Here is a 21,710-nt window from a genome sequence, read left to right as displayed (position 1 = left end):
GGGACCTGCTGACCATAACGCGGGAGATGGTGAGAGGTTATACGCGGTGGTGAGGGGTGGGTTCGTTAGGGTTCAGAAGGTGAGACGGGAGATGAATGCGATCTTGAGTGGGAGTCTCAAGCGGTGTGGCTGCGCGAGAAGCTCTACCTTCGTTGCGAGGCGCGGTCGCTGGAAGGTGGGATGGTTTGGCCCATCCATGGCGCTGCGCGCTACGGGGGCCAACCTTCGGCTGTCCAAATTTGTTCCAGACAAATTTGTCGAACCCTGGAGGGTTCGTCCACAACTCTCTTTCCGCCAGATACGCAAAAAGCGTCTGCCTTCGTTGAAGGGCGCGGTCGCGTGGAGGGTGGGATTGTTCGGCCCATCCATGGGCCTCACCCTTCCGCGCTGCGCGCTCCAGGGCCAGCCTGCGGCTGTCCAACTAGTTCCAGGCAAATTTGTCGAACCCGGGAGGGTTCGTCCACCACCTCTCTCCGCCAGATACGCAAAAAGCCCCGCGAGGGGCTTTTTGCGTATCTGGCGGAGAGAGAGGGATTCGAACCCTCGATAAGGCTTTTGACCCTATACTCCCTTAGCAGGGGAGCCCCTTCGGCCTCTCGGGCATCTCTCCGTTTTTTGTCCGCATCTCTGCGGAGCCGGCAAGGATACTAACCGGCGCGCTCGAGGTAAAGCGTTTCTTGCCTGTCAGTGTTCGCCAGTGCCGCCGGAGGCTGTGCCGTCCGGCTCGTGCTCGTTCTTGATCCGCTGATAGATCTCTTCGCGATGCACGGCAACGTTCTTCGGCGCATTAATACCAATGCGCACCTGGTTGCCCTTGACGCCGAGAACGGTAACGGTCACCTCGTCACCGATCATCAAGGTTTCACCGACCCTGCGGGTCAGAATCAACATGTTTGCCACTCCATGAATACTTTGGTCACAGGCCAACAGACGGTTATGCCTCACCCCTGAGCTTCACCATCTGGACATTTCGACGATGCTACCGCCGAAGGCCCTACCGCCTTCCCGGTTACACAGACGAGGCATCCCCTGTGATGCCATGTCAAGCGACACCGGCGCAACCATCGGTGTCAGCAGTATTTGGATACTAGCCGAGCGTCCGATGGCAGCGCAATGCGTAAACGGCAACGGACTCCCGGTGGTTGACCCGCTCAGGACGCCAGGCGCTGACCGATCCAGTCGGCCAAGCCCTCCAAAATGCCGGGCAATTCGGCAGTGTCGTTGCCACCGCCCTGGGCCATGTCGGGACGACCGCCGCCCTTGCCGTCGATCTGGCTGGCGACATGCGCCACCACGTCGCCGGCCTTGACCCGACCCAGCGCCGTACCGCCGACGCCTGCGACCAGAGAAACGCGGCCGTCAGCGGCACCGGCCAGCAGCACCACGCAATCGTTCAGCTGCTGCTTGAGCTGATCCATGCTGTCGCGCAGTGCCTTGGCGTCCAGGCCTTCCAGGCGCGCGGCGATGACCTTGATGCCGGCCACGTCCTTCGCCGTGGAGGCCAGATCCGCCGTCGCCGAACCGGCAGCCTTGGCGCGCAGCGACTCCAATTCGCGCTCGAGTTTTTTCTGCTTGTCGAACAGCTGGCGCAGCTTCTCCACAGCATCGTCACCATTGGAGGACAACAGCTGCGCAAACTCGCCCAGGCGACGCTCCTCATCAGCCACATAGGCCAACGCGCCCGCACCTGTAACAGCTTCGATACGGCGCACGCCGGAGGCTACGCCCGCTTCGCTGACGATCTTGAACAGGCCGATGTCGCCAGTGCGACCGACATGCGTGCCGCCGCAGAGCTCGGTGGAGAACTCGCCCATCTTGAGCACGCGCACTTCGTCGCCGTACTTCTCGCCGAACAGCGCCATCGCGCCGAACTCGATCGCCTCGTTGTAGCCCATGTGATGCACTTCGGCGGCCGCGTTGCGGCGCACTTCGGCGTTCACCTGCGTCTCGATCTGGCGCAGTTCGTCCGCGCTCATCGGCTTGAAATGCGAGAAGTCAAAACGCAGGCGCTCGGGGGCGACCAGCGAACCCTTCTGCGTCACATGCTCGCCCAATACCTTGCGCAGCGCTGCGTGCAGCAAGTGCGTGGCCGAGTGGTTGAGCACGATGGCCTGACGGCGCGAGCCGTCGACATTGGCATCGACCACGTCGCCGACGCGCAGTGCCTGCTTGCCGTTCCAACGGCCGGCATGACCGAAGAACACGCCGCCCATCTTGAGCGTGTCGGCCACCGCGAACGAGCCCGTCGTGTTCACCAGCACGCCGGTATCGCCCACCTGGCCGCCGGACTCGGCGTAGAACGGCGTGCGGTCGAGCATGACGAGGGCTTCTTCGCCCTCGCCCAGCTGGTCGTACTGCTTGCCGCCGCGCACGATGCCGACCACCTTGCTGCCCTGGCTCATCAGCGCGTCGTAGCCCAGGAAAGCGGTCGGCGGCAGCTGGCTGGCCAGCTCGGCCGGCATCTGGCCCTTGGCTTCAAATTTGCCGCCTTCGCGGCTGCGTTCCTGCTGTTCCTTCATGGACTGCTCGAAGCCATCCATGTCCACCGTGAGGCCACGCTCGCGCGCGATGTCGGCGGTGAGGTCGACCGGGAAACCGTAGGTATCGTACAGACGGAAAGCATCGGCACCGGGAATGCTGCCGTTGGACTTCACTGCGACCGCATCGAACAGACGCATGCCGTTTTCCAGCGTTTCGCCGAAGCGGCGCTCTTCGGTGCGCAGCGCTTCTTCCACGAAGGCCTGCTTTTGCGCCAGTTCCGGATAGGCCTCGCCCATTTCCTCGACCAGCGGCTGCACCATCTTCCAGAAGAAATCGCCGCGCACGCCGAGCATCCAGCCGTGGCGCAATGCGCGACGGATGATGCGGCGTAGCACGTAACCACGACCTTCATTGGACGGCAGCACGCCATCGACAATCAGGAACGAGCACGCGCGGATGTGATCGGCGATCACGCGCAGCGACTTGTTGGCCAGATCCTTGGTGCGGGTGAGTTCGGCAGCGACCTTGATCAGGTGCTGGAACAGGTCGATCTCGTAGTTGGAATGCACGTGCTGCAGCACGGCCGCCAGGCGTTCCAGGCCCATGCCGGTATCGACGCACGGCGCCGGCAGCGGCGACAGCGTGCCGTCGGGCGCGCGGTCGAACTGCATGAACACCAGGTTCCAGATCTCGATGTAGCGATCGCCGTCTTCATCGGGCGAGCCCGGCGGGCCACCGGCGATGTCTTCGCCGTGGTCGTAGAAGATTTCCGTGCACGGACCGCAGGGACCGGTGTCGGCCATCTGCCAGAAATTGTCCGAAGCGTAAGGCGCGCCTTTGTTGTCGCCGATGCGCACGATGCGCTCGGCCGGCACGCCCACTTCCTTGTTCCAGATGTCGAAGGCTTCGTCATCAGTGTGATAGACGGTGACCCACAGCTTGTCCTTGGACAGCTTGAGGACGTCGGTCAGCAGCTCCCACGCATAGGCAATGGCATCGCGCTTGAAATAGTCGCCGAACGACCAGTTGCCCAGCATTTCGAAGAAGGTGTGGTGACGCGCGGTATAGCCCACCGAGTCGAGGTCGTTGTGCTTGCCGCCCGCACGCAGGCAGCGCTGCACATCGGCGGCGCGCACGTACGGCAGCTTTTCGCTGCCCAGGAACACGTTCTTGAACTGCACCATGCCCGAGTTGGTGAACAGCAGCGTCGGATCGCTGGCCGGCACCAGCGAGCTGGACGGCACGATGGTGTGCCCTTTCGAACGGAAATAGTCGAGGAAGGTCGAGCGGATTTCGGCGGTTTTCATGCGACTGGGGAGGACCTGGCGGATGGGTCACGCCGGGAAGCACCGCCGAAGCGACACTCTCCCGTCCCAGCAGTGGGGAGGTCAGGCGTCGTCGGCTGCGTCGTCCACGTCGGCGTGGGTAACACTCCGTACTGTGGCGGCGGGAAAGCCCCGGCGCAAGAGGAATTGCGCCCGACGTGCCTTTTCTGCGTGATCCGGCGGCGATTTGCCGCCAAAACGCCGCCGCAGCACGTTCAGGGCGTTGGCGTCCCAATCCACGCCTGCTTCGTCCAGAACGGCCCGGATGCGGGCGTCGGACAAACCGTGACTCTTGAGTTCGGCACGCACGCGCATGGGTCCGTAACCCTGGGACGCTCTGCTGCGCACCAGCGACCCGGCGAATCGTTCGTCGTCCTGGTAGTGCTGCTCGCCCAGCCGGTCGATGGCCTCGCCGGCTTCGTCGCCCTCGTAGCCCTTCTGCCGCAGCTTGAGCTTCAGCTCACGCCGGGAATGCTCACGGCGCGCAAGCAACCCCAACGCCCGGTCATAGGCTGAGGTTTTGGGTTTGTCACCGGGTTCTCGCGGCATGCGTGACCTATGGTCTTGCCATCAGAAGGGCGACGTGCGCCACCCTCCCGGCTGATCTGGAACGGGTACCCGCTAAAGCGCGCATGGGCGCGGCCCAGCGGGTGCCCGATGTCCGATCAGGCTTCCTCGGTTTCCACCGCCGGCAGCGGCGAAGTGCCGTTCGACACCAGCAGACGCTTGCGCAGTTCGGCATCGACTTCATTGGCAATGGCCGGATTGTCGCGCAGGAACTGGCGCACGTTCTCCTTGCCCTGGCCGATGCGGTCGCCCTTGTAGCTGTACCAGGCGCCGGACTTGTCGATCAGGTTCTGCGCCACGCCCAGCTCGATGATTTCGCCTTCGCGCGAGGTGCCCTCGCCATAAAGGATTTCGAATTCAGCCTGTCGGAACGGCGGCGCCACCTTGTTCTTGACCACCTTGACGCGGGTTTCCGAGCCGATCACCTCTTCGCCCTTCTTCACCGCGCCGATGCGGCGGATATCCAGGCGCACCGAGGCGTAGAACTTCAGCGCGTTGCCGCCGGTGGTGGTTTCCGGGCTGCCGAACATCACGCCGATCTTCATGCGGATCTGGTTGATGAAGATCACCAGGCAGTTGGACTTCTTGATGTTGGCGGTGAGCTTGCGCAGCGCCTGGCTCATCAGGCGGGCGTGCAGGCCGACGTGCGAGTCGCCCATTTCGCCTTCGATTTCAGCCTTGGGCGTGAGCGCGGCGACCGAGTCGACCACCACCACGTCCACCGCGCCGGAGCGCACCAGCATGTCGGCGATTTCCAGCGCCTGTTCGCCGGTGTCGGGCTGGGAGACCAGCAGGTCCTCCACGTTGACGCCCAGCTTGGCGGCGTAGGTGGGATCGAGCGCGTGCTCGGCGTCCACGAACGCCGCGGTGCCGCCGTTCTTCTGGCAGTTGGCGATGACCTGCAGGGTCAGCGTGGTCTTGCCCGAGGACTCCGGACCGTAGATCTCGACGACGCGGCCGCGCGGCAGGCCACCGATGCCCAGCGCGATATCCAGGCCCAGCGAGCCGGTGGACACGGTGTCGATGGCGTCGTCGACGCGATCGCCCAGGCGCATGACGGCGCCCTTGCCAAATTGCTTCTCGATCTGGCCGAGGGCGGAAGTGAGCGCCTTGCGCTTGTTGTCATCCATCGTCTTGAATCCCGGAGTGGCAGTGAATGAAGACATGATGCCCGCGGTTTGTCTCACGGGCTGCGATCTGTGACTGACGAGTATCCCACACCGGTCAAGCGACCCAGTGGCCGGCTTTCGACTCAGTCCGTCAGCGCCTTGATGACGCCATTGAGCGCCGCGGCCACGGTCTGACGGCGCACCGCTTCGCGGTCGCCGGCGAACTGGAAGAGGCTGGCGTGGGCGTAGCCGCCGCGCCGTTTCCAGCTGATCCAGACGGTGCCGACGGGTTTCTCCGGAGTTCCGCCGGTAGGTCCGGCAATGCCGGTGACGGCTACGGCCATGCCGGCGCCAAATCGGGCCAGCGCGCCCGAGACCATTTCCAGCGCGGTTTCCTCGCTGACCGCGCCAGTGCGCTCCAGCGTGCGCGGATTGACGCCGAGCAAGGCCTCCTTCGCCCCATAGCTATAGGTGACCACACCCGCGTCGAACCAGGCAGAGCTGCCCGACAGGTCGGTGAGCGCCTTGGCGACCCAGCCGCCGGTGCAGGACTCGGCGGTGACCAGCATCAGGCGCCGCTGGAGGGCCGCAGCGGCCACCTGTTCGGCCAGGGCATAGAGATCGGCATCAGTGGGAACAGACAAGCTCATGGGGATTCCGGGGGGGACAGGCGGAAGTGGACTCTTCTACCGCGATGGGGGCACCGCGCCAAGAGTCCAAGGATCGATGGGCTGGCCCGTCCGGGAGGATGGAGGCGCTCAGCTGCCCCAGACCAACTCGGCGTAGCGCAGGAAATTCAGGCCCAGGATCTTCTCGATGCGCCCCGTCGAATAGCCCTTCTGGGCAAGCAGCTGCGCCAGTTTGTGGAATTGTTGCGGCCCGCGCAGATCGACCACGAAGGGATAGGTATCCGGCCGCTCGCCCGCCGCGCTGATGCCGGCCGCCTGACGCTGCGCAATCTCTTTGGCCAGCGTCGCCTGATAGGCATGCAGATCATCGATCTGGGTCACCGAGCCGTCGGTGCCAATGCCCACATGATCTTCGCCGCAGATGTTCACCGCGTGGTCGATATGGGCGACCACGTCCTCGGCATGCGCGTGTCCCGAGGCGTTGACGAAGGGCATGAAATAGATGCCGATGAAGCCGCCCCGCTCCGCCACCAGTTTCAGTTCGGCGTCGGTCTTGTTGCGCGGCAGGTCGGTCACCGCGCGGCAACCGGTGTGATTGATCGAGATCGGCGCGGTGGATACGCGGGCGGCCTCGAGGCAGGTCTGCTCGCCGCTGTGCGACAGATCGACCATCACATGACAGGCATTGAGCCGCGCCACTACCTCGCGACCGAAGGGCGTCAGTCCACGGTTTTCCTTCGCCATCGAGCCATCACCCAGCTGGTTGGCCGGGTTATAGGTGAGCTGGAACACGCGCACGCCAAGGTCCGAAAAGATGTCGACGCGTGTGGCGTCCTTGCCCATCATGGCGCCGTTCTGGAAGCCGTAAATCAGGCCGATCTTGTGCTCGGCCTTGGCGCGGCGAATGTCGGCGGCAGTGAGTATCTTCAGCACGTCGCGCTCGTGCTTGCGCACCAGAGCATCGGTGGCGGCGATATCGCGCACGCTGGCCTCGAATGGATCGTCGGGGCCCGAGACATAACCCAAGGTGATGTTGACCGCCGTCAGCCCTGATGCATGCGCTTCGGCCAGCACGCGCGGGGTGAGCTCGGGCACCAGTGCGTCGGACGCGCGATTGGGATCTCCCAGGCCACCCAGCGCGTTGATGATGATGCCGCCATCGGCCGCGGTTGCACGCGGTGCCTCTGCGCCGCGCGCATCCCACGGCAGCATGGAAGCGGCGGCAGCCCAGCTCAGGCCGGTCAGGAAGGTTCGCCGATCAATCGTCGTCATTGCCCATTTCTTCCTTGGTCACTGGTCGATAGTCGGCACGCGGATACACATGGCCGCGTTTTACCGTCATTCGGATGCTGCGCAGGTTGCCGATGTTCTTCAGCGGATCGGCTAACAACACGGCGAAGTTCGCCAGCTTGCCTGCCTCGATCGAACCCATGTCGTTTGCCTGCCCGGCCGCTTCGGCGCCGATCAGCGTCGCGGAACGAATGGCCTGCAGCGGCGGCATGCCCACGTCGTGGGTGAGGAAAAAGATCTCCTCGTAAACGGACGGCCAAACGTCTTTGAAACCCGGGTCGCTGTCTGTGCCGGTCGAGATCGGCACGCCCGCCTGCCACGCCTGGCGGACCAATCGGATGGTGGTCGGTCCGGTGCAGCGAAGTGGCTTGCGCTCGGGATGCGTCTTGCGTTCGGCGTCGTAGCGCACGAACAGGCTGCCGGTGGCGTCGAGGATGGTGCCGTGCTTGAGCATGTCCTGGTAAAGACCGGCCATCACCGGATCGTCGCCGTCCTTGGCCAGCAGGTTTTCGTGGAACGGCGTGTGATCCTCATAGGCCTTGAGCATCACCGGTTCGAGCTGATAGGCCTGGTAGCAGGCGTGGCTGACCACGTCGACACCAGCGTCGATCACATCCACCGGCCTCGTGGGAAACACGGCGCTGTGCGCCCACACCATCAAGTGCTGGCGATGCGCCTCAGCCGTGATCGCCTTCACCAGGTCGGGCGGAAGGTCGGCATAGACCTTGAGGGCGGTCGCCGATGTGCCACGCGCCAGCGTCACCGCTTCGCGCAGATCGGTCTTCTCGTCGATGGCCTGCATCCATGGGCTCGTGCCCGGCTTGACGCCGTAGCTGGCGGCGGCCACGCGTGGATCGGCAAAGAACTCCGGACCGGCCATCACGGCGGCGTAGTAGATGTCGGGCGAGGGAATCTCGCCGGCACGCGCCTGACGGGCCAGCTCGCCGACCGAGCGCAGATCGTCTGCCATGTCGCGCACAGCGGTCACGCCGGCGTAGAGATTGCGACGCAGGATGGCCTGTGCACGCTTGGCATCGGGCGGCGTGGCCATATGCACGTGGCTGTCGATCAGGCCGGGGATCATGTAGCGGCCGTGCAGGTCGACGGTTTTCACCGCGGCGCCCTTCGCCTCCGCCAGCGACCCGTGCGGCCCCACCGCCAGGATGCGTTCGCCGCGCACCAGGATGTCCTGATCGGCACGTGGCGCCGCTCCCGTGCCATCGATGACGGTGGCGCCGGCGTAGAGCGTCAGCGCATCGGCAGGCGACGGCTTGGCCTGCTTGTCGGCGGCAAACGCGGTGGACGCAGACAGCGCGACCAGCAGCGCTGTCACCAGTGAAGTCGCGGATCGTGGGCGTCTATGCATGGCGGTCGATCCTACACAGCCGATTCCGCCCATCACAAGGACGCCCGCGGCAAGCACCGGCGGCCGGCCAAGCTCAGGAGTCGCGCTGCGTCTCGCGGGATACTTGCCGGGCCAATTCGGTTATCTTGGCGAGCATTTTTCGTTGGCGCGCAGCGCCTTCCCGCCACGGCCGGTTTCAGCATAAGGCCCGACAGAACAGCACGTTATGGTCGCCCAGGATTTCGAAAGCCACACTCCCTTCATGCGCCAGTACCTTGGCGCCAAGGCTCAGCACCCGGATGTGCTGCTGTTCTTTCGCATGGGCGACTTCTACGAGTTGTTCTATGACGACGCGCGCAAGGCCGCGCGCCTGCTGGACATCACGCTGACCCAGCGCGGCCAGTCCGGCGGCCAACCGATCCCGATGGCAGGCGTGCCCTATCACGCTGCCGAGAACTATCTGGCGCGGCTGGTGCGGCTGGGCGAGTCGGTGGCGATCTGCGAGCAGATCGGCGACCCGGCCACCTCCAAGGGTCCGGTGGAACGCAAGGTGGTGCGCATCGTCACGCCGGGTACGGTGACCGATGCCGCGCTGCTGGAAGAACGCCGCGACAACCTGCTGATGTCCATCGCCGCCGGCGCGCACGGCGCCTATGGCCTGGCCTGGGTGGATCTGGCCAGCGGCCGTTTCCTGCTCAGCGAAGTACCCAGCGCCGAAGCGCTCGCTTCCGAACTGGCGCGCCTGCAGCCGGCGGAAACCCTGGTGGGAGAGGACGTGGCGTGGCCGAAACTGGTCAGCACCCTGCCCGGCCTGCGCAAGCGTCCACCGTGGCACTTCGACGGCGATGCCGCCAGGCGCGAACTCAACCGCTTCTTCGGCACACGCGATCTCGGCGGCTTCGGCGTCGATCGGCTCCCGCTCGCGATTGCCGCCGCAGGCTGCCTGCTCGGCTATGTGGAAGAAACGCAGAAGAGCGCGCTGCCGCATCTCTCCGGCATGTCGGTGGAAAGTGCCAGCGACACCATTGCGCTGGACGCCGCCACGCGCCGCAATCTGGAACTGGATACGCATCCCAGCGGGCGCACCGAGCACACCTTGCTCGGTGTACTCGACGAAACTGTCACCCCGATGGGCGCACGCCTGATGCGCCGCTGGCTCAATCGCCCGCTGCGTTCGCGCGAGCTGTTGCGCGCACGCCATCAGGCCATCGGCAGCCTGATCGATCAACGCCAGCACGAGCCCCTGCGCGAGCAGCTGCGCGGCATCGGCGACCTGGAACGCATCCTGGCGCGTGTGGCGCTGCGTTCGGCGCGTCCGCGCGATCTGTCCACACTGCGCGATGGCCTGGCCGCTGCACCTTTGCTGCGTGCGTTGATCGCGCCGCTCGACAGCCCGCTGCTGCATGCGCTGGTCGAGCGCATCGGCGATCACGCCGACGCGGCGGCGCTGCTCGGCCGGGCCGTGGTGGAACAGCCGCCCGTCCTGCAGCGCGACGGCGGCGTCATCGCCGACGGCTACGACGCCGAGCTCGATGAACTGCGTCGCCTCGCCACGCATGCCGACCAATATCTGGTCGAGTTGGAAGAACGCGAGAAAGCCGCCAGCGGCATCACCACGCTGAAGGTGGGCTACAACCGTGTGCACGGCTACTACATCGAGATCAGCAAGGGCCAGTCCGACAAGGCGCCCACGCATTACACGCGTCGCCAGACCACCAAGAACGCCGAGCGCTATATCACCGAAGAGCTGAAGAACTTCGAAGACAAAGTGCTCTCGGCCAAGGAGCGCTCGCTGATGCGCGAGCGCGCGCTGTACGAAGCGTTGCTCGACACCCTGATCGCGCAACTGGAACCGCTCAAGAGCGCCGCGACCGCGATGGCCGAACTGGACGTGGTGGCCACGCTCGCCGAGCGCGCCATGACACTGGACTGGAGCGCGCCCGAACTCACCGACGAGCCCGGCATCGCGATCGAGCGCGGCCGCCATCCGGTGGTGGAGAAAGTACGCGAAGAACCGTTCGAACCGAACGACCTGATGCTGGACGACAATCGTCGCATGCTGGTGATCACCGGTCCGAACATGGGCGGTAAGTCGACCTATATGCGCCAGAACGCGCTGATCGTGCTGCTGGCGCATATCGGCAGCTACGTGCCGGCGTCGCGTGCGGTAATCGGCACTATCGATCGCGTGTTCACGCGTATCGGCGCGGGCGACGACTTGTCACGCGGCCAGTCCACTTTCATGGTGGAAATGAGCGAAACCGCCAACATCCTGCACAACGCCACCGAGCACAGCCTGGTGCTGATGGATGAAGTCGGCCGCGGCACCAGCACGTATGACGGCCTGGCGCTCGCACGCGCGGCGGCGGTGCATCTGGCCGCCAGCAGCCGCTCGTACACGCTGTTCGCCACGCACTATTTCGAGTTGACCGAGCTGGCCAACGAATACGCCACGATCGCCAACGTGCATCTGGACGCGGTGGAATACGGCGAGCAGCTGGTGTTCATGCACGCGGTGAAGGAAGGCCCTGCCAATCGCAGCTTCGGCTTGCAGGTGGCCGCGCTCGCCGGCCTGCCCAAGTCGGTGATCGCCGATGCGCGGCGCACGCTGGCCGAGCTGGAACGTGGCATGTATCAACACGCCTCGGCGACGGAAACCAAGACGCCAGCGCAGGAGTCGCCGCAGATGGGCTTGTTCGCCGCGGCGCCGTCCGTGGTGGAACGTGCACTGGAAGGCATCGATCCCGATGCGATGACGCCGCGCGACGCGCTGGAAGCGCTTTATCGGCTCAAGTCGCTGGCCTGAGAGGCAGCGGACATCGGCTCGCCGGAGAGCGAGTCGATATCACACAGCCGGATCTAGTGCGGATATTCCGACTTGCGGGCGTTGCCGATCGCTTCGAGCACCGGCGTCGGCAAATGATCGAGGTCGAGCACGACCTTGCCTGAATGCACGGCGCGCACGGCGCTCACCGGTATCTCGAAGTCGCCGCCGTTCTCGATATAGACCAGCAGTGCATGGCCGCCTGCCAGCAGCCGGCGTACCGAGCCGATGCCATCTTCGCCGTCGGCCACGAAAACCATGTCGCCTTCCTGGATGTGCTCTGCCACGACGACTCTCCGCTGGGATCAAGAGGCAGGCATCGTCAGACAGGCATGGTGGTGTGTGCGTGAAAGCCGTGATGCAACGTCATCGGTGGCCCTGCTTCCACTGTCCAAGCCAGCGGGTACACGGCACGAGCCTCTCTCCATAGGCCGCAGCTATGGGCGACATCAAAACTATCGAATTCCACAAATGGGAGCAGCTACCTAGAGTCGGGTGCACGCAGCCATTCACCCACGTGCAAGGAGCCACGCATGACCGACCGCCGCAAGACCCTCACCACCTCATCCGGTGCAGCCGTCCCCGATAACCAGAACGCCTTGACCGCCGGTCCCCGCGGCCCGCTGCTGGTGCAGGACCACCAGCTGTTCGAGAAGCACGCGCACTTCAATCGCGAGCGCATTCCCGAACGCGTGGTGCACGCCGTCGGCTCCGCAGCGCACGGCACGCTGACCATCACGCACGACATCACCAAGTACACCCGCGCCAAGTTGTTCAAGCCCGGCACGAAGACGCCGTTGTTCCTGCGCTTCTCCACCGTGGCAGGCGAGCGCGGCGCCGCGGATGCCGAGCGCGACGTGCGTGGTTTCGCCATCAAGTTCTACACCGAAGAAGGCAACTGGGATCTGGTTGGCAACAACACGCCGATATTCTTCGTGCGCGATCCATACAAGTTTCCCGATTTCATCCACACCCAGAAACGCCATCCGCGGACCAATTTGCGCAGCCCCACCGCCATGTGGGATTTCTGGTCGCTGTCGCCCGAGTCGCTGCACCAGGTCACCATCCTGATGAGCGATCGCGGCCTGCCGGCGACGCTGCGCCATATGCATGGCTTCGGCAGCCACAGCTTCAGTTTCTGGAACGACCTGGGCGAGCGCTTTTGGGTGAAGTTCCACTTCAAGACCCAGCAAGGCATCGAGAACTGGACCAACGACAAGGCAGCCGGCGTGATCGGACGCGATCGCGAGTCGCACCAGCGCGACCTTTACGAAGCGATCGAGCGCAAGGACTTCCCGAAGTGGACGATGTACGTGCAGGTGATGCCCGAAGCCGAGGCGCAGAACACGCCGTACAACCCGTTCGACCTCACCAAGGTATGGCCTCACAAGGACTATCCGCTGATCGAAGTGGGCGTGCTCGAGCTCAATCGCAATCCGGACAACTACTTCGCCGAAGTGGAGCAATCGAGCTTCTCGCCGGCCAATGTGATTCCCGGCATCGGCTTCAGCCCGGACAAGATGCTGCAATTTCGCATCTTCTCTTACGCGGATACGGCACGTCATCGCCTGGGCACCAATCACGAAGCGCTGGAAATCAATCGCCCGCGCTGCCCCGTGCACAACTACTACCGCGACGGCCAGATGCGCTTCGGCGGCAACGGTAGCGGCAGCGTGAATTACGAGCCGAACTCGTTCCATGGCCCGGTCGAAGACAAGTCGGTGCAGGAGCCGCCGCTGGCCATCTCCGGCGATGCGGATCGCTACGACCATCGCGATGGCAATGACGACTATACGCAGCCGGGCGATCTGTTCCGCTTGATGAGTCCGGATCAAAAGAAACAACTATTCGGCAATATCGCCGCGTCGATGCGCGGTGTGCCGGAGGTAATCATCCGTCGTCAGATCGCCCACTTCAGCAAGGCCGATCCGGCCTATGGCGAAGGCGTCGCCAAGGCGGTGGGCATCACGCTCTAAGCTGCTGGAAAAAACGAAGGCGGCGTCTCTTGCGAGCGCCGCCTTCTGTTTTGCTTGCGAAGAGAACGCTCAGGCCGCCATTTCGGGAACGGTCACCAGGACCGGTTCGTCCGTGGCATTGGCCAGCAGGGCTGGAATGGTTTCCACCGGCACCGACACCGGCAAGGACACCACCTTGGCCGCTTCGCGCGCGGACAGCCGCCCGAAGCCCACCAGGCGATCGATGCTGCGCGCGACTTCTGCCTGACCGAACGGCTTGCTGATGAAATCGTCCGCGCCAAAGCGCTGCACGTAGAACTGCTCGGTCGCCTGCTGGTTGCCGCTGATCATCACGATCGGCACGTGCTGCGTGGCCGGGTCGTGGCGCAGCGCGCGCAACACGGCAAAGCCATTCATGCCCGGCAGCACGATATCCAGAAAGATCATCGCCGGCGGCTCGGCGCGCGCCATTTCCAGCGCACTTTCGCCATCAGCCGCTCGCACAACATCGTAGCCGTCCACTTCCAGCATGCGGCCGAGCACGGCACGGATCGTCGCCGAATCGTCCACCACCAGTATCCGTGCACCATGCGTGGTCTTGCGCCACGTCTGCTCGACCTGCCCCGGCGTTGCGCTCGAAAGCAGTCGCTTTAGAAATCCCATCCCCGCCATTGTCGCCCTCCCACCTCAATTCCTAAGGGAAAACCACGCGCCCGCGCAGCTTTCCTTGGAGGACATGCTTACCCAGAACGGCGCTGCGTTCTGAGATGGGTGACTCACATGGAATCCTTAAGCCGTCGCAATTCTCGACGTGCCTGCTTATCCGGACGCCCTGGAGGAGCCATGGTGCCCAGTAACTTACGCTGAGCCTTCGCCGCCTCACGCGCGGCGATGCTGGCCTCGCTTTCGCGATACAACGCCTGCGCAACCAGAGCGGGGCCTCGTTTCTCGGAGAGCGCCAGAACTTCCACTTCCAGCCGCTCCTCGCCCCGGTTGATGCGGAACACGTCGCCCACATGCACCGCCTTGGCGGGTTTGCAGCTGCCGTCGTTGAGGTCGATCCGACCGCCCTCGATGGCCTGCTTGGCGAGGCTACGGGTCTTGTAGAAGCGCGCCGCCCAGAGCCACACATCGGCGCGTAGAGGGGCTGCAGAAGAAGATTCGGGCCGTGACATGCCCTCAATTATCGCGCATCCGATCCCCTTGTAGGAGCGCACCTTGTGCGCGACAGCCTTGCGCGAGGACATCCAGGACTGAGCTAAACCGAAGCGTTGCGGTCGCGCACAAGTGCGCTCCTACAACCATCCACGCAGCCCTTTTTGTAGTTCGCGACAGCCTTTCGCGCGGACATCAAGGACTGAGGTAAACCGAAGCGCCGCGGTCGCGCACCGGGCGCCCCCAATCACCCGCGCCCTCTGTGGGAGCGCACCCTGTGCGCGACAGCCTTTCGCGAAGACCTTCAGGACTGAGCTACACCGAAACGCTGCGGTCGCGCACAGGGTGCGCTCCTACAAGGGGGTGCCTTGGTGGAAGAGCATCTGCCACTGGCCATCGCGCAGGCGCCAGATCGAGCTGCGCAGCGAATCCGACGCCGGGCGCTGCGGCGTGGCGAAGCGATGCCCACGGTAGGTCACCAAGGCCACATCCGCAGCCAGCATCGTCAGCCGAAAATCGCTGACCTCACGCGGCGAAAACGATTCACCGCGCAGCGCTTCCACGACCGCATCGCGTGACCAGACGGTGCCCGAGACACCGAACTCGAAGAAGTCTTCGGCGATCAGCTGCCGCAGCGCCGCCTCATCGGCACGCACGTCCTGTCGATGCAGCTGTGTCTCCAGATCCAGCAGATGCGCGGCGAGATCCATGCGCGTTCCTCAGCTGCCCAGCAGCAGATTGCCCAGCGGTATGGTGATCAGCGACAACACGATGCCGGCACCCAGCAAGGTGTTGGCGAGCGACGGTTCCAGCTTGTACTCGTCGGCAAGAATCGCCGCGGAAATCATCGGCGCCATGCCCGCCTGCAACACGCCCACGGTCAGCGTAAGGCCACCGACGCCCGCCGTCATGCCCAGCAACAAGGCTGCGATGGGCGCGAGCAGCAGCTTCCAACCCAGACCCAGCAGCAACGGCGGCAGCTGGCGCTCGCCCAAGTGGAACTTGATCTGCAAACCCACCGAGAACAGCGCCAGCGGCGTCAGCGTGGCGCCTACGGGCAGCAGAACCTCATCGACGATCGGCGGCCAGCCACCCAGCGCGCCGACGATCGCGGCGAGCACCAGGGCCAGGAAAGACGGGAAGGTGAGGATGCGACGCGCAATCACGGCCGGCTGCGGCGATCGCCCGGCATACAGCGATGCCACCGCCACGCCGGCCGAGGCCAGCAAGGGAAAACAACCCAGCTGATCGGCCACCACGGCGAGTGCCAGGCCCTCCTTGCCATGCAAGGCCTGCATCATCGGATACCCCATGAACGAGGTATTGCCAAGGCCGCAAACCAGCGTGAGGGCGCCGATGCGTTCGCGCGACCAGCCCAGGATTTTCCCGAGCACCGCGAACAGCAGCCACGCGCCAAAGAAGGTCACCCACATGGACGCCACGGGAAACCATAGCTGCGTGTCCACCTTCACCTTGGGCACCAGCGCCAGAACCAGCGCCGGCAGCGCGATATTGATCACCCACCAGTTGATGCCATGGACGAGGCCGGCCGGCGTTCGGGCGAAACGCGCGACCAGTACGCCAAGCAAAAGGCAGGTGAACAACAGTAGCAACGCGCCCATGGGCTTCCTGGAAAACGAAACGGCCGCAGTATAGCGGCCGTTTGTTGGGGGGCTTGGTGACGTCGAATAACGTCACGCCACCCCATCGTCATTCCGGCGCAGGCCGGAATGACGAGCCCTGGATCATCACCCCACGATCAGGCGATTCAAACGCTGCACAAACGCCGCCGGATCCGGCAACTGCGCGCCCGCCGAAATCTCGGCCTGGTCAAGCAGCAGGTTGGCGAGATCGGCGGACTTGGCCGGATCGCTCTCGCTCTCCACACGCTGGAGCAAGGGATGGTGTGGATTCACTTCCAGCGTCGGCTTGGCCAGCGGCACGTCGTGGCCGGCCTCGCGCAGCAGGCGTGCCAGGTGCGGCGCCATCTCGTAATCGGACAAGGCCAGACACGAGGGCGAATCGGTGAGGCGCGCCGACACGCGCACGTCGCCGACGCGGTCGCCCAGCAACTCCTTCAGCTTGAGCACCAGCGGCTCGGCTGCCTTGCTCGCCTCTTCCTGCTGCTTCTTGTCCGCCTCGTCCAGCGGCAGTTCGCCCTTGGCCACGTTGCGCAGCTTCTTGCCGCTGTATTCGGTGAGGCTGTTGAGCATCCATTCGTCGATGCGGTCGGACATCAGCAGCACTTCGATGCCCTTGGCCTTGAATGCTTCCAGCTGCGGGCTGCCGATGGCGGCGGTGTAGCTATCGGCGGTGATGTACCAGATGGTGTCCTGGGTGAGCGGCATGCGGCCGATATAGTCGTCGAGCGATACGGTCTGCGCGGCGCCATCACCCTTGGTGGAGGCAAAGCGCAGCAATTTGGCGATGCGTTCGCGATTGGCGGGATCTTCGGCAATGCCTTCCTTCAGCGTATTGCCGAAGGCCTTGTAGAAGGTGGCGAACTTCTCCGGCTCATCGCGCGAGAGCTTTTCCAGCAAGTCGAGCACGCGCTTCACGCAGGCCGCACGGATACGCTCCAGCTGGCGATTGTGCTGGAGGATTTCGCGGCTCACGTTGAGCGGCAGGTCGTCTGCATCCACCACGCCTCGCACGAAGCGCAGGTAGTTGGGCAGCAGTTCTTCGGCCGCATCCATGATGAAGACGCGCTTGATGTAGAGCTTGAGGCCCTTGCGCTCGTCGCGGCCGCCCATCATCAGATCAAACGGAGGTTGCTCGGGGATGTACAACAGCGTGGTGAAGCTCTGGCTGCCCTCGACGCGGTTGTGCGTCCAGGCCAGCGCATCGTTGAAATCGTGGCCGAGCGACTTGTAGAAGCTCTGGTAATCCTCGTCGGAAATCTCGTTGCGCGGCTTGGCCCACAGCGCCGAGGCGTCGTTGACGGTCTCCCATTCGTCGCCCGGCTTGCCGTCCTCGTCCTTGGGGCAGCGGATCGGGAAAGCGACGTGGTCGGAATATTTGCGGATCAGCGAACGCAGCTCCCAGCCCTTGAGGAACTCGTCCTCGTCGGCCTTCAGGTGCAGGATCACCGCGGTGCCGCGCTCGGGCAGATCGACCTGGGCCAGGCTGTATTCGCCCTTGCCGTCGCTCTCCCACTTCACGCCTTCGCTCGCCGGCAGGTCGGCGCGACGGCTCAGCACGGTGACGCGATCGGCCACCACGAACGAGGAGTAAAAGCCCACGCCGAACTGGCCGATCAGACGGGCATCGGTTTTCTGCTCGGCGCTCATCGCTTCCAGGAAACGGCGCGTGCCCGAGCTGGCGATGGTGCCGATGTTGGCCACCACTTCATCGCGGCTCATGCCGACGCCGTTGTCGCGCACGGTCACGGTGCGTGCCTGCGGGTCCCAGCTCACATGGATCTGCAGCTCGCCGTCACCGCTGAGCAGGTCAGGATTGGCGATCGATTCGAAGCGAAGCTTGTCGCAGGCATCGGAGGCGTTGGAGATCAATTCGCGCAGGAAGATCTCCTTGTGCGAATAGAGCGAATGCGTGACCAGGTGCAGGACCTGGGCCACTTCGGCTTCGAATTTGCGGGTTTCGGGCGCGGTAGTGGTCATGCGGAGAGACTCATGCAAAGGTCAGTCGAAGGAGTAACAAGCGAAGGGGCCGACGAATCGGCCCCTTATGATGCCCGCTCTGCGTGGGAAAGCGGGTGAATTCAGGCGTTGGCCGAAGGATTCTGCAAGGCGGCAATGCGCTCTTCCAGCGGCGGGTGGCTCATGAACAGCCGCTTGAAGCCCATCGCCAGGGGACCGGAGATGCCGAACGCGGCAATCGTCTGCGGCAGCGTGCTCTCGCCGTGCTGCACCTGCAGGCGCTGCAGGGCGGAAATCATCGCGCCGCGGCCTGCAAACTTGGCGCCGGCGGCGTCGGCGCGGAATTCGCGCCAGCGCGAGAAGGCCGCCACGATCATCGAGGCGAACAGGCCGAACACCAGCTGCAGCACCAGCACCGACACGAAGTAGCCGATGCCGCCGCCACCCTCGCGGTCGCGACCGCCGGACATCCAGCTGTCCACCAGGCGGCCGACTACCCGAGCCGCGACGATCACCAGGGTGTTCACCACGCCCTGGATGAGGGTAAGCGTGACCATGTCGCCGTTGGCCACATGGCCGATCTCGTGACCGAGTACGGCGGAGACCTGCTCGCGGTCCATCTGCTGCAGCAGGCCGGTGCTCACCGCCACCAGCGAACTGTTCTTGGTCATGCCGGTGGCGAACGCGTTCATTTCCGGTGCGTCGTAGATCGCCACCTCGGGCATGCCGATGCCGGCCGCCTGGGCGTGGCGGCGCACGGTGTCCAGCAGCCAGCGCTCGGCTTCGTTCTGCGGCTGCTCGATCACGCGGGCGCCGGTGGACATCTTCGCCATCCACTTGGACATGGCCAGCGAGATGAAAGCGCCGCCCATGCCGAAGACCGCGGCGTAGAGCAGCAAACCGCCCATGCCACCGTAACCACGGGCGGCAGCCCACTGATCGATGCCGAACAGGCGGCAGACGATGCTCAGCAGGAAAAGGACGGCGATATTGGTAAGCAGGAACAATGCGATGCGACGCATGGCTGTCTCTCGGGCAGTCATGAAAGGGGATGCGACTTTCGCCGCTGTGAAAGGATCGTGGCGAATTCTTGCGGTTTCAAGGGCTGTGAGCCGGGAATCTTCTTACCCGACGTCCAGCTTTCAACTGCGCGTCAGCTAAGGACCCACTCGCCGACCGCGCGCCAAGCGTTCCTGCGGGCCATCGACGGCCCGTAAAATGGCCCGATGAACTACCGCGGACGATTCGCCCCTTCTCCGACCGGCCACATGCATTTCGGTTCCCTCGTGGCTGCCGTGGGCAGCTGGTTGTGCGCCCGCCACGCCGGTGGCGCGTGGTTGCTGCGGGTGGAAGACATCGATCCGCCGCGGGAGATGCCCGGTTCGGCCGAAAGCATCCTGGCGGCCCTGCCCGCCTTCGGGCTGGTGGCCGACGCGCCCGCCCTGTTCCAGTCCCACCGCCAGGCGGCCTATGACGCAGCGTTCGAGCGGCTCAAGGCGGCCGATCTCGTCTTCCCTTGCTGGTGCAGCCGCAACGATCTCGCGGGCGGCCTGCATCTGGACGGCCACTGCCTGGCGCCGCCCATGGAAGGCCGAACCCCGGCCTGGCGTCTGCGCGTGCCGGATATCGAGCTCGATTTTGTCGATGCCTTGCAGGGCCCGCAGTCCCAGAATCTCCGCCTGGCCGCAGGCGACTTCGTGATACGCAGAGTGGAGGGCTACTACGCCTACCAGCTCGCCTGCGTGGTCGATGACGCTCACCAGGGCATCACCCAGGTGGTACGCGGCAACGATTTGCTGGACTCGACGCCGCGGCAGATCTTCCTGCAGCGCTGCCTGAAGCTTCCGACGCCCGGATACCTGCATCTGCCGCTGGCCCTGGATGACGACGGCCGCAAGCTGTCCAAGTCCGAGCGCGCCCATCCGGTGGACCCTACCGACCCGCTGCCCGCACTGCGCCGCGCGCTGGCTTTTCTGGATCTGCCGGTGGCGCCGGCGGCACGTGAGCCCTCGGCCCTGCTAGCGCACGCCCTCGCCGAATTCACGCCGGATCGACTACCGCATTGCAGCGAACGCGCGGCAGCCTAAACGGCCATCAACGCATTCATCGTCCAACTGCCACACAGAAGCGCAAGTCGGCGTACTCTGCGTAGACGATTTGCCACGTATGGCGTGGTAGACATGGCAGCGTCCCGGTTGCACGATCGGGGTTGAATGGTCACTCGCATCCTTGGAGAACAGGCATGACGCAACGCACGGCATTGGTCACTGGCGGCACGGGCGGTATCGGTACGGCCATCATTCGCTACCTCGGGCGCCAGGGACACCGGGTCGCCACCAACTATCGTGACCAGTCCAAAGCCGAAGCCATGAAGGAAATGATGGCGAAGGAAGGCATCGAAGTGCTGCTGGTGCCGGGCGACGTGAAAGATCCCGATTCCTGCGAAGCGATGGTGCGCATCATCGAGAGCGCGATGGGCCCGGTGGAAATCCTGGTCAACAACGCCGGCATCACGCGCGACACCACCTTCCACAAGATGACCTATCCGCAGTGGATGGAAGTGGTCAACACCAACCTCAACGCCTGCTTCAACGTCACCCGCCCGGTGATCGAAAGCATGCGCCACAACAAGTGGGGCCGCATCGTCCAGATCAGCTCCATCAACGGCCAGAAGGGCCAGTACGGCCAGGCCAACTACGCCGCCGCCAAGGCAGGCATGCACGGCTTCACCATTTCGCTGGCGCAGGAAAATGCCAAATTCGGCATCACCGTGAACACCGTCTCGCCGGGTTATGTCGGTACCGATATGGTGATGGCCGTGCCTGAAGAGGTGCGCGAAAAGATCGTCGCGCAGATTCCTGTCGGTCGACTCGGCAAGCCTGAGGAAATTGCGCATGCGGTGGCGTTTCTGACCGGCGAAGAAGCGGCGTGGATTACGGGCGCGAATTTGTCGATCAATGGTGGGCATTACATGGGGTGGTGATTTGCCACCCGCCATCTTCCCCTCGGGCGGATTGAAGATAAACGCCCGTGCTGAGAAGGTTGGTTTGAAGAACCAGATCAAAGCTCGCTCAGTCGATGCCTCCCCGCGAGCACCCGCCCCTCACCCCAGCCCTCTCCCCGCAGGGGAGAGGGAGAAGTGGCGTGCACCGCGAAACCCGATAGCCGATAGCCGATAGCCGATGCGCAGCGTGGCCCCGCTTTAAGTCCTCAGGGATTCGGGCGCGTTGCGCAACGCTTTGAAGTATCCCCTCTGTACCCTCGGAGGTTGTCCCACGACGGCGCGCCTCGAGCGTTCGGGCTTATCCCAGCACGATGCTGCGGGCGTTATCAGGCCATTTTCTTTGGGTTACTTTCGACGCGAAGCTAGTCCCGAGGGATCTTTTGGGCCAGCAAAAGAAAAGTGACTCGAGCGGCGGCAGCCGTTCGAA

18 protein-coding genes and 1 tRNA gene are annotated in these 21,710 nt (G+C 64.3%); 4 read left to right on the top strand and 15 right to left on the bottom strand.

The annotated features are described in order from the left end of the window. Positions 1 to 517: 517 nt before the first annotated feature. The 8 genes from AB4Y82_RS18150 to AB4Y82_RS18115 form a co-directional block, all read right to left on the bottom strand. Positions 518 to 610 (bottom strand) — tRNA-Ser (locus tag AB4Y82_RS18150). A 74-nt stretch (positions 611 to 684) separates the two neighbouring features. Beyond that, on the bottom strand, positions 685 to 891 hold the full coding sequence (gene csrA / locus AB4Y82_RS18145) for a carbon storage regulator CsrA (protein ID WP_046971859.1): 207 nt from the start codon (positions 889 to 891) through the stop codon (positions 685 to 687). Between the two features lie 260 nt (positions 892 to 1,151). After that, positions 1,152 to 3,788, bottom strand: a complete 2,637-nt coding sequence (gene alaS, locus AB4Y82_RS18140; protein ID WP_441605146.1) for an alanine--tRNA ligase — start codon at positions 3,786 to 3,788, stop codon at positions 1,152 to 1,154. A gap of 81 nt (positions 3,789 to 3,869) precedes the next feature. Next, positions 3,870 to 4,355 carry a regulatory protein RecX gene (locus tag AB4Y82_RS18135; RefSeq protein ID WP_441605145.1) on the bottom strand — a complete coding sequence of 162 codons (486 nt, stop codon included), beginning with the start codon at positions 4,353 to 4,355 and terminating at the stop codon, positions 3,870 to 3,872. Between the two features lie 116 nt (positions 4,356 to 4,471). Continuing rightward, entirely contained in the window at positions 4,472 to 5,503 is a 1,032-nt protein-coding gene (gene recA, locus AB4Y82_RS18130) for a recombinase RecA (protein ID WP_441605144.1), read from the bottom strand. Between the two features lie 122 nt (positions 5,504 to 5,625). Further along, the gene (locus AB4Y82_RS18125; protein ID WP_441605143.1) at positions 5,626 to 6,132 is read right to left on the bottom strand and encodes a CinA family protein; all 507 of its coding nucleotides are present in this window, start codon (positions 6,130 to 6,132) and stop codon (positions 5,626 to 5,628) included. Positions 6,133 to 6,240: 108 nt separating this feature from the next. Next, positions 6,241 to 7,383, bottom strand: a complete 1,143-nt coding sequence (locus tag AB4Y82_RS18120) for a dipeptidase (protein WP_441605142.1) — start codon at positions 7,381 to 7,383, stop codon at positions 6,241 to 6,243. Beyond that, positions 7,370 to 8,767 carry an amidohydrolase family protein gene (locus AB4Y82_RS18115; protein WP_441605141.1) on the bottom strand — a complete coding sequence of 466 codons (1,398 nt, stop codon included), beginning with the start codon at positions 8,765 to 8,767 and terminating at the stop codon, positions 7,370 to 7,372. The genes AB4Y82_RS18120 and AB4Y82_RS18115 overlap by 14 nt, the downstream gene beginning before the upstream one ends. Before the next feature lie 205 nt (positions 8,768 to 8,972). Here AB4Y82_RS18115 and mutS point away from each other — a divergent pair, with 205 nt between their 5' ends. Beyond that, positions 8,973 to 11,552 carry a DNA mismatch repair protein MutS gene (gene mutS, locus AB4Y82_RS18110; RefSeq protein WP_441605140.1) on the top strand — a complete coding sequence of 860 codons (2,580 nt, stop codon included), beginning with the start codon at positions 8,973 to 8,975 and terminating at the stop codon, positions 11,550 to 11,552. Positions 11,553 to 11,605: 53 nt separating this feature from the next. Here the strand turns inward: mutS and AB4Y82_RS18105 are convergent, their stop codons facing one another. Continuing rightward, a complete protein-coding gene (locus AB4Y82_RS18105) occupies positions 11,606 to 11,857 on the bottom strand; it encodes a hypothetical protein (RefSeq protein ID WP_441605139.1) in 252 nt (83 codons plus the stop codon). A gap of 246 nt (positions 11,858 to 12,103) precedes the next feature. Here AB4Y82_RS18105 and AB4Y82_RS18100 point away from each other — a divergent pair, with 246 nt between their 5' ends. Continuing rightward, entirely contained in the window at positions 12,104 to 13,546 is a 1,443-nt protein-coding gene (locus AB4Y82_RS18100) for a catalase (protein ID WP_441605138.1), read from the top strand. Positions 13,547 to 13,615: 69 nt separating this feature from the next. Here the strand turns inward: AB4Y82_RS18100 and AB4Y82_RS18095 are convergent, their stop codons facing one another. The 6 genes from AB4Y82_RS18095 to htpX form a co-directional block, all read right to left on the bottom strand. After that, entirely contained in the window at positions 13,616 to 14,188 is a 573-nt protein-coding gene (locus tag AB4Y82_RS18095) for a response regulator (RefSeq protein WP_441605137.1), read from the bottom strand. Positions 14,189 to 14,301: 113 nt separating this feature from the next. After that, positions 14,302 to 14,700 carry an RNA-binding S4 domain-containing protein gene (locus AB4Y82_RS18090; RefSeq protein WP_441605192.1) on the bottom strand — a complete coding sequence of 133 codons (399 nt, stop codon included), beginning with the start codon at positions 14,698 to 14,700 and terminating at the stop codon, positions 14,302 to 14,304. A gap of 333 nt (positions 14,701 to 15,033) precedes the next feature. Then, positions 15,034 to 15,390, bottom strand: coding sequence for a nuclear transport factor 2 family protein (locus tag AB4Y82_RS18085; protein WP_441605136.1), 357 nt, complete (start codon positions 15,388 to 15,390; stop codon positions 15,034 to 15,036). Between the two features lie 9 nt (positions 15,391 to 15,399). Next, positions 15,400 to 16,302: an AEC family transporter gene (locus AB4Y82_RS18080; RefSeq protein ID WP_441605135.1), complete on the bottom strand. Its 903-nt coding sequence runs from the start codon at positions 16,300 to 16,302 to the stop codon at positions 15,400 to 15,402. Positions 16,303 to 16,428: 126 nt separating this feature from the next. Then, the gene (gene htpG, locus AB4Y82_RS18075) at positions 16,429 to 18,300 is read right to left on the bottom strand and encodes a molecular chaperone HtpG (protein WP_441605134.1); all 1,872 of its coding nucleotides are present in this window, start codon (positions 18,298 to 18,300) and stop codon (positions 16,429 to 16,431) included. Positions 18,301 to 18,401: 101 nt separating this feature from the next. Continuing rightward, positions 18,402 to 19,301 (bottom strand): protease HtpX, encoded by a 900-nt coding sequence (htpX, locus tag AB4Y82_RS18070; protein WP_441605133.1) that lies wholly within the window; start codon positions 19,299 to 19,301, stop codon positions 18,402 to 18,404. Between the two features lie 204 nt (positions 19,302 to 19,505). Between htpX and gluQRS the strand changes: the two genes are divergently transcribed. Both gluQRS and phbB read left to right on the top strand, forming a co-directional pair. Then, positions 19,506 to 20,366: a tRNA glutamyl-Q(34) synthetase GluQRS gene (gene gluQRS, locus AB4Y82_RS18065; protein ID WP_441605132.1), complete on the top strand. Its 861-nt coding sequence runs from the start codon at positions 19,506 to 19,508 to the stop codon at positions 20,364 to 20,366. Positions 20,367 to 20,521: 155 nt separating this feature from the next. After that, on the top strand, positions 20,522 to 21,262 hold the full coding sequence (phbB, locus tag AB4Y82_RS18060; RefSeq protein ID WP_441605131.1) for an acetoacetyl-CoA reductase: 741 nt from the start codon (positions 20,522 to 20,524) through the stop codon (positions 21,260 to 21,262). The last annotated feature ends 448 nt before the right edge of the window (positions 21,263 to 21,710 follow it).

It is taken from the genome of Dyella sp. 2YAF14, from assembly GCF_052114725.1.
GTDB lineage: Bacteria > Pseudomonadota > Gammaproteobacteria > Xanthomonadales > Rhodanobacteraceae > Dyella.
Note: the sequence above shows the minus strand (reverse complement) of the source record. Positions and strands in the feature narration are given on the sequence as shown.

Bases quoted from the DNA above. Each gene is read 5' to 3' on its own strand.
- csrA (WP_046971859.1), bottom strand. From the start codon at position 891: ATGTTGATTCTGACCCGCAGGGTCGGTGAAACCTTGATGATCGGTGAC.
- alaS (WP_441605146.1), bottom strand. From the start codon at position 3,788: ATGAAAACCGCCGAAATCCGCTCGACCTTCCTCGACTATTTCCGTTCG.
- AB4Y82_RS18135 (WP_441605145.1), bottom strand. From the start codon at position 4,355: ATGCCGCGAGAACCCGGTGACAAACCCAAAACCTCAGCCTATGACCGG.
- recA (WP_441605144.1), bottom strand. From the start codon at position 5,503: ATGGATGACAACAAGCGCAAGGCGCTCACTTCCGCCCTCGGCCAGATC.
- AB4Y82_RS18125 (WP_441605143.1), bottom strand. From the start codon at position 6,132: ATGAGCTTGTCTGTTCCCACTGATGCCGATCTCTATGCCCTGGCCGAA.
- AB4Y82_RS18120 (WP_441605142.1), bottom strand. From the start codon at position 7,383: ATGACGACGATTGATCGGCGAACCTTCCTGACCGGCCTGAGCTGGGCT.
- AB4Y82_RS18115 (WP_441605141.1), bottom strand. From the start codon at position 8,767: ATGCATAGACGCCCACGATCCGCGACTTCACTGGTGACAGCGCTGCTG.
- mutS (WP_441605140.1), top strand. From the start codon at position 8,973: ATGGTCGCCCAGGATTTCGAAAGCCACACTCCCTTCATGCGCCAGTAC.
- AB4Y82_RS18100 (WP_441605138.1), top strand. From the start codon at position 12,104: ATGACCGACCGCCGCAAGACCCTCACCACCTCATCCGGTGCAGCCGTC.
- AB4Y82_RS18095 (WP_441605137.1), bottom strand. From the start codon at position 14,188: ATGGGATTTCTAAAGCGACTGCTTTCGAGCGCAACGCCGGGGCAGGTC.
- AB4Y82_RS18090 (WP_441605192.1), bottom strand. From the start codon at position 14,700: ATGTCACGGCCCGAATCTTCTTCTGCAGCCCCTCTACGCGCCGATGTG.
- AB4Y82_RS18085 (WP_441605136.1), bottom strand. From the start codon at position 15,390: ATGGATCTCGCCGCGCATCTGCTGGATCTGGAGACACAGCTGCATCGA.
- AB4Y82_RS18080 (WP_441605135.1), bottom strand. From the start codon at position 16,302: ATGGGCGCGTTGCTACTGTTGTTCACCTGCCTTTTGCTTGGCGTACTG.
- htpG (WP_441605134.1), bottom strand. From the start codon at position 18,300: ATGACCACTACCGCGCCCGAAACCCGCAAATTCGAAGCCGAAGTGGCC.
- htpX (WP_441605133.1), bottom strand. From the start codon at position 19,301: ATGCGTCGCATCGCATTGTTCCTGCTTACCAATATCGCCGTCCTTTTC.
- gluQRS (WP_441605132.1), top strand. From the start codon at position 19,506: ATGAACTACCGCGGACGATTCGCCCCTTCTCCGACCGGCCACATGCAT.
- phbB (WP_441605131.1), top strand. From the start codon at position 20,522: ATGACGCAACGCACGGCATTGGTCACTGGCGGCACGGGCGGTATCGGT.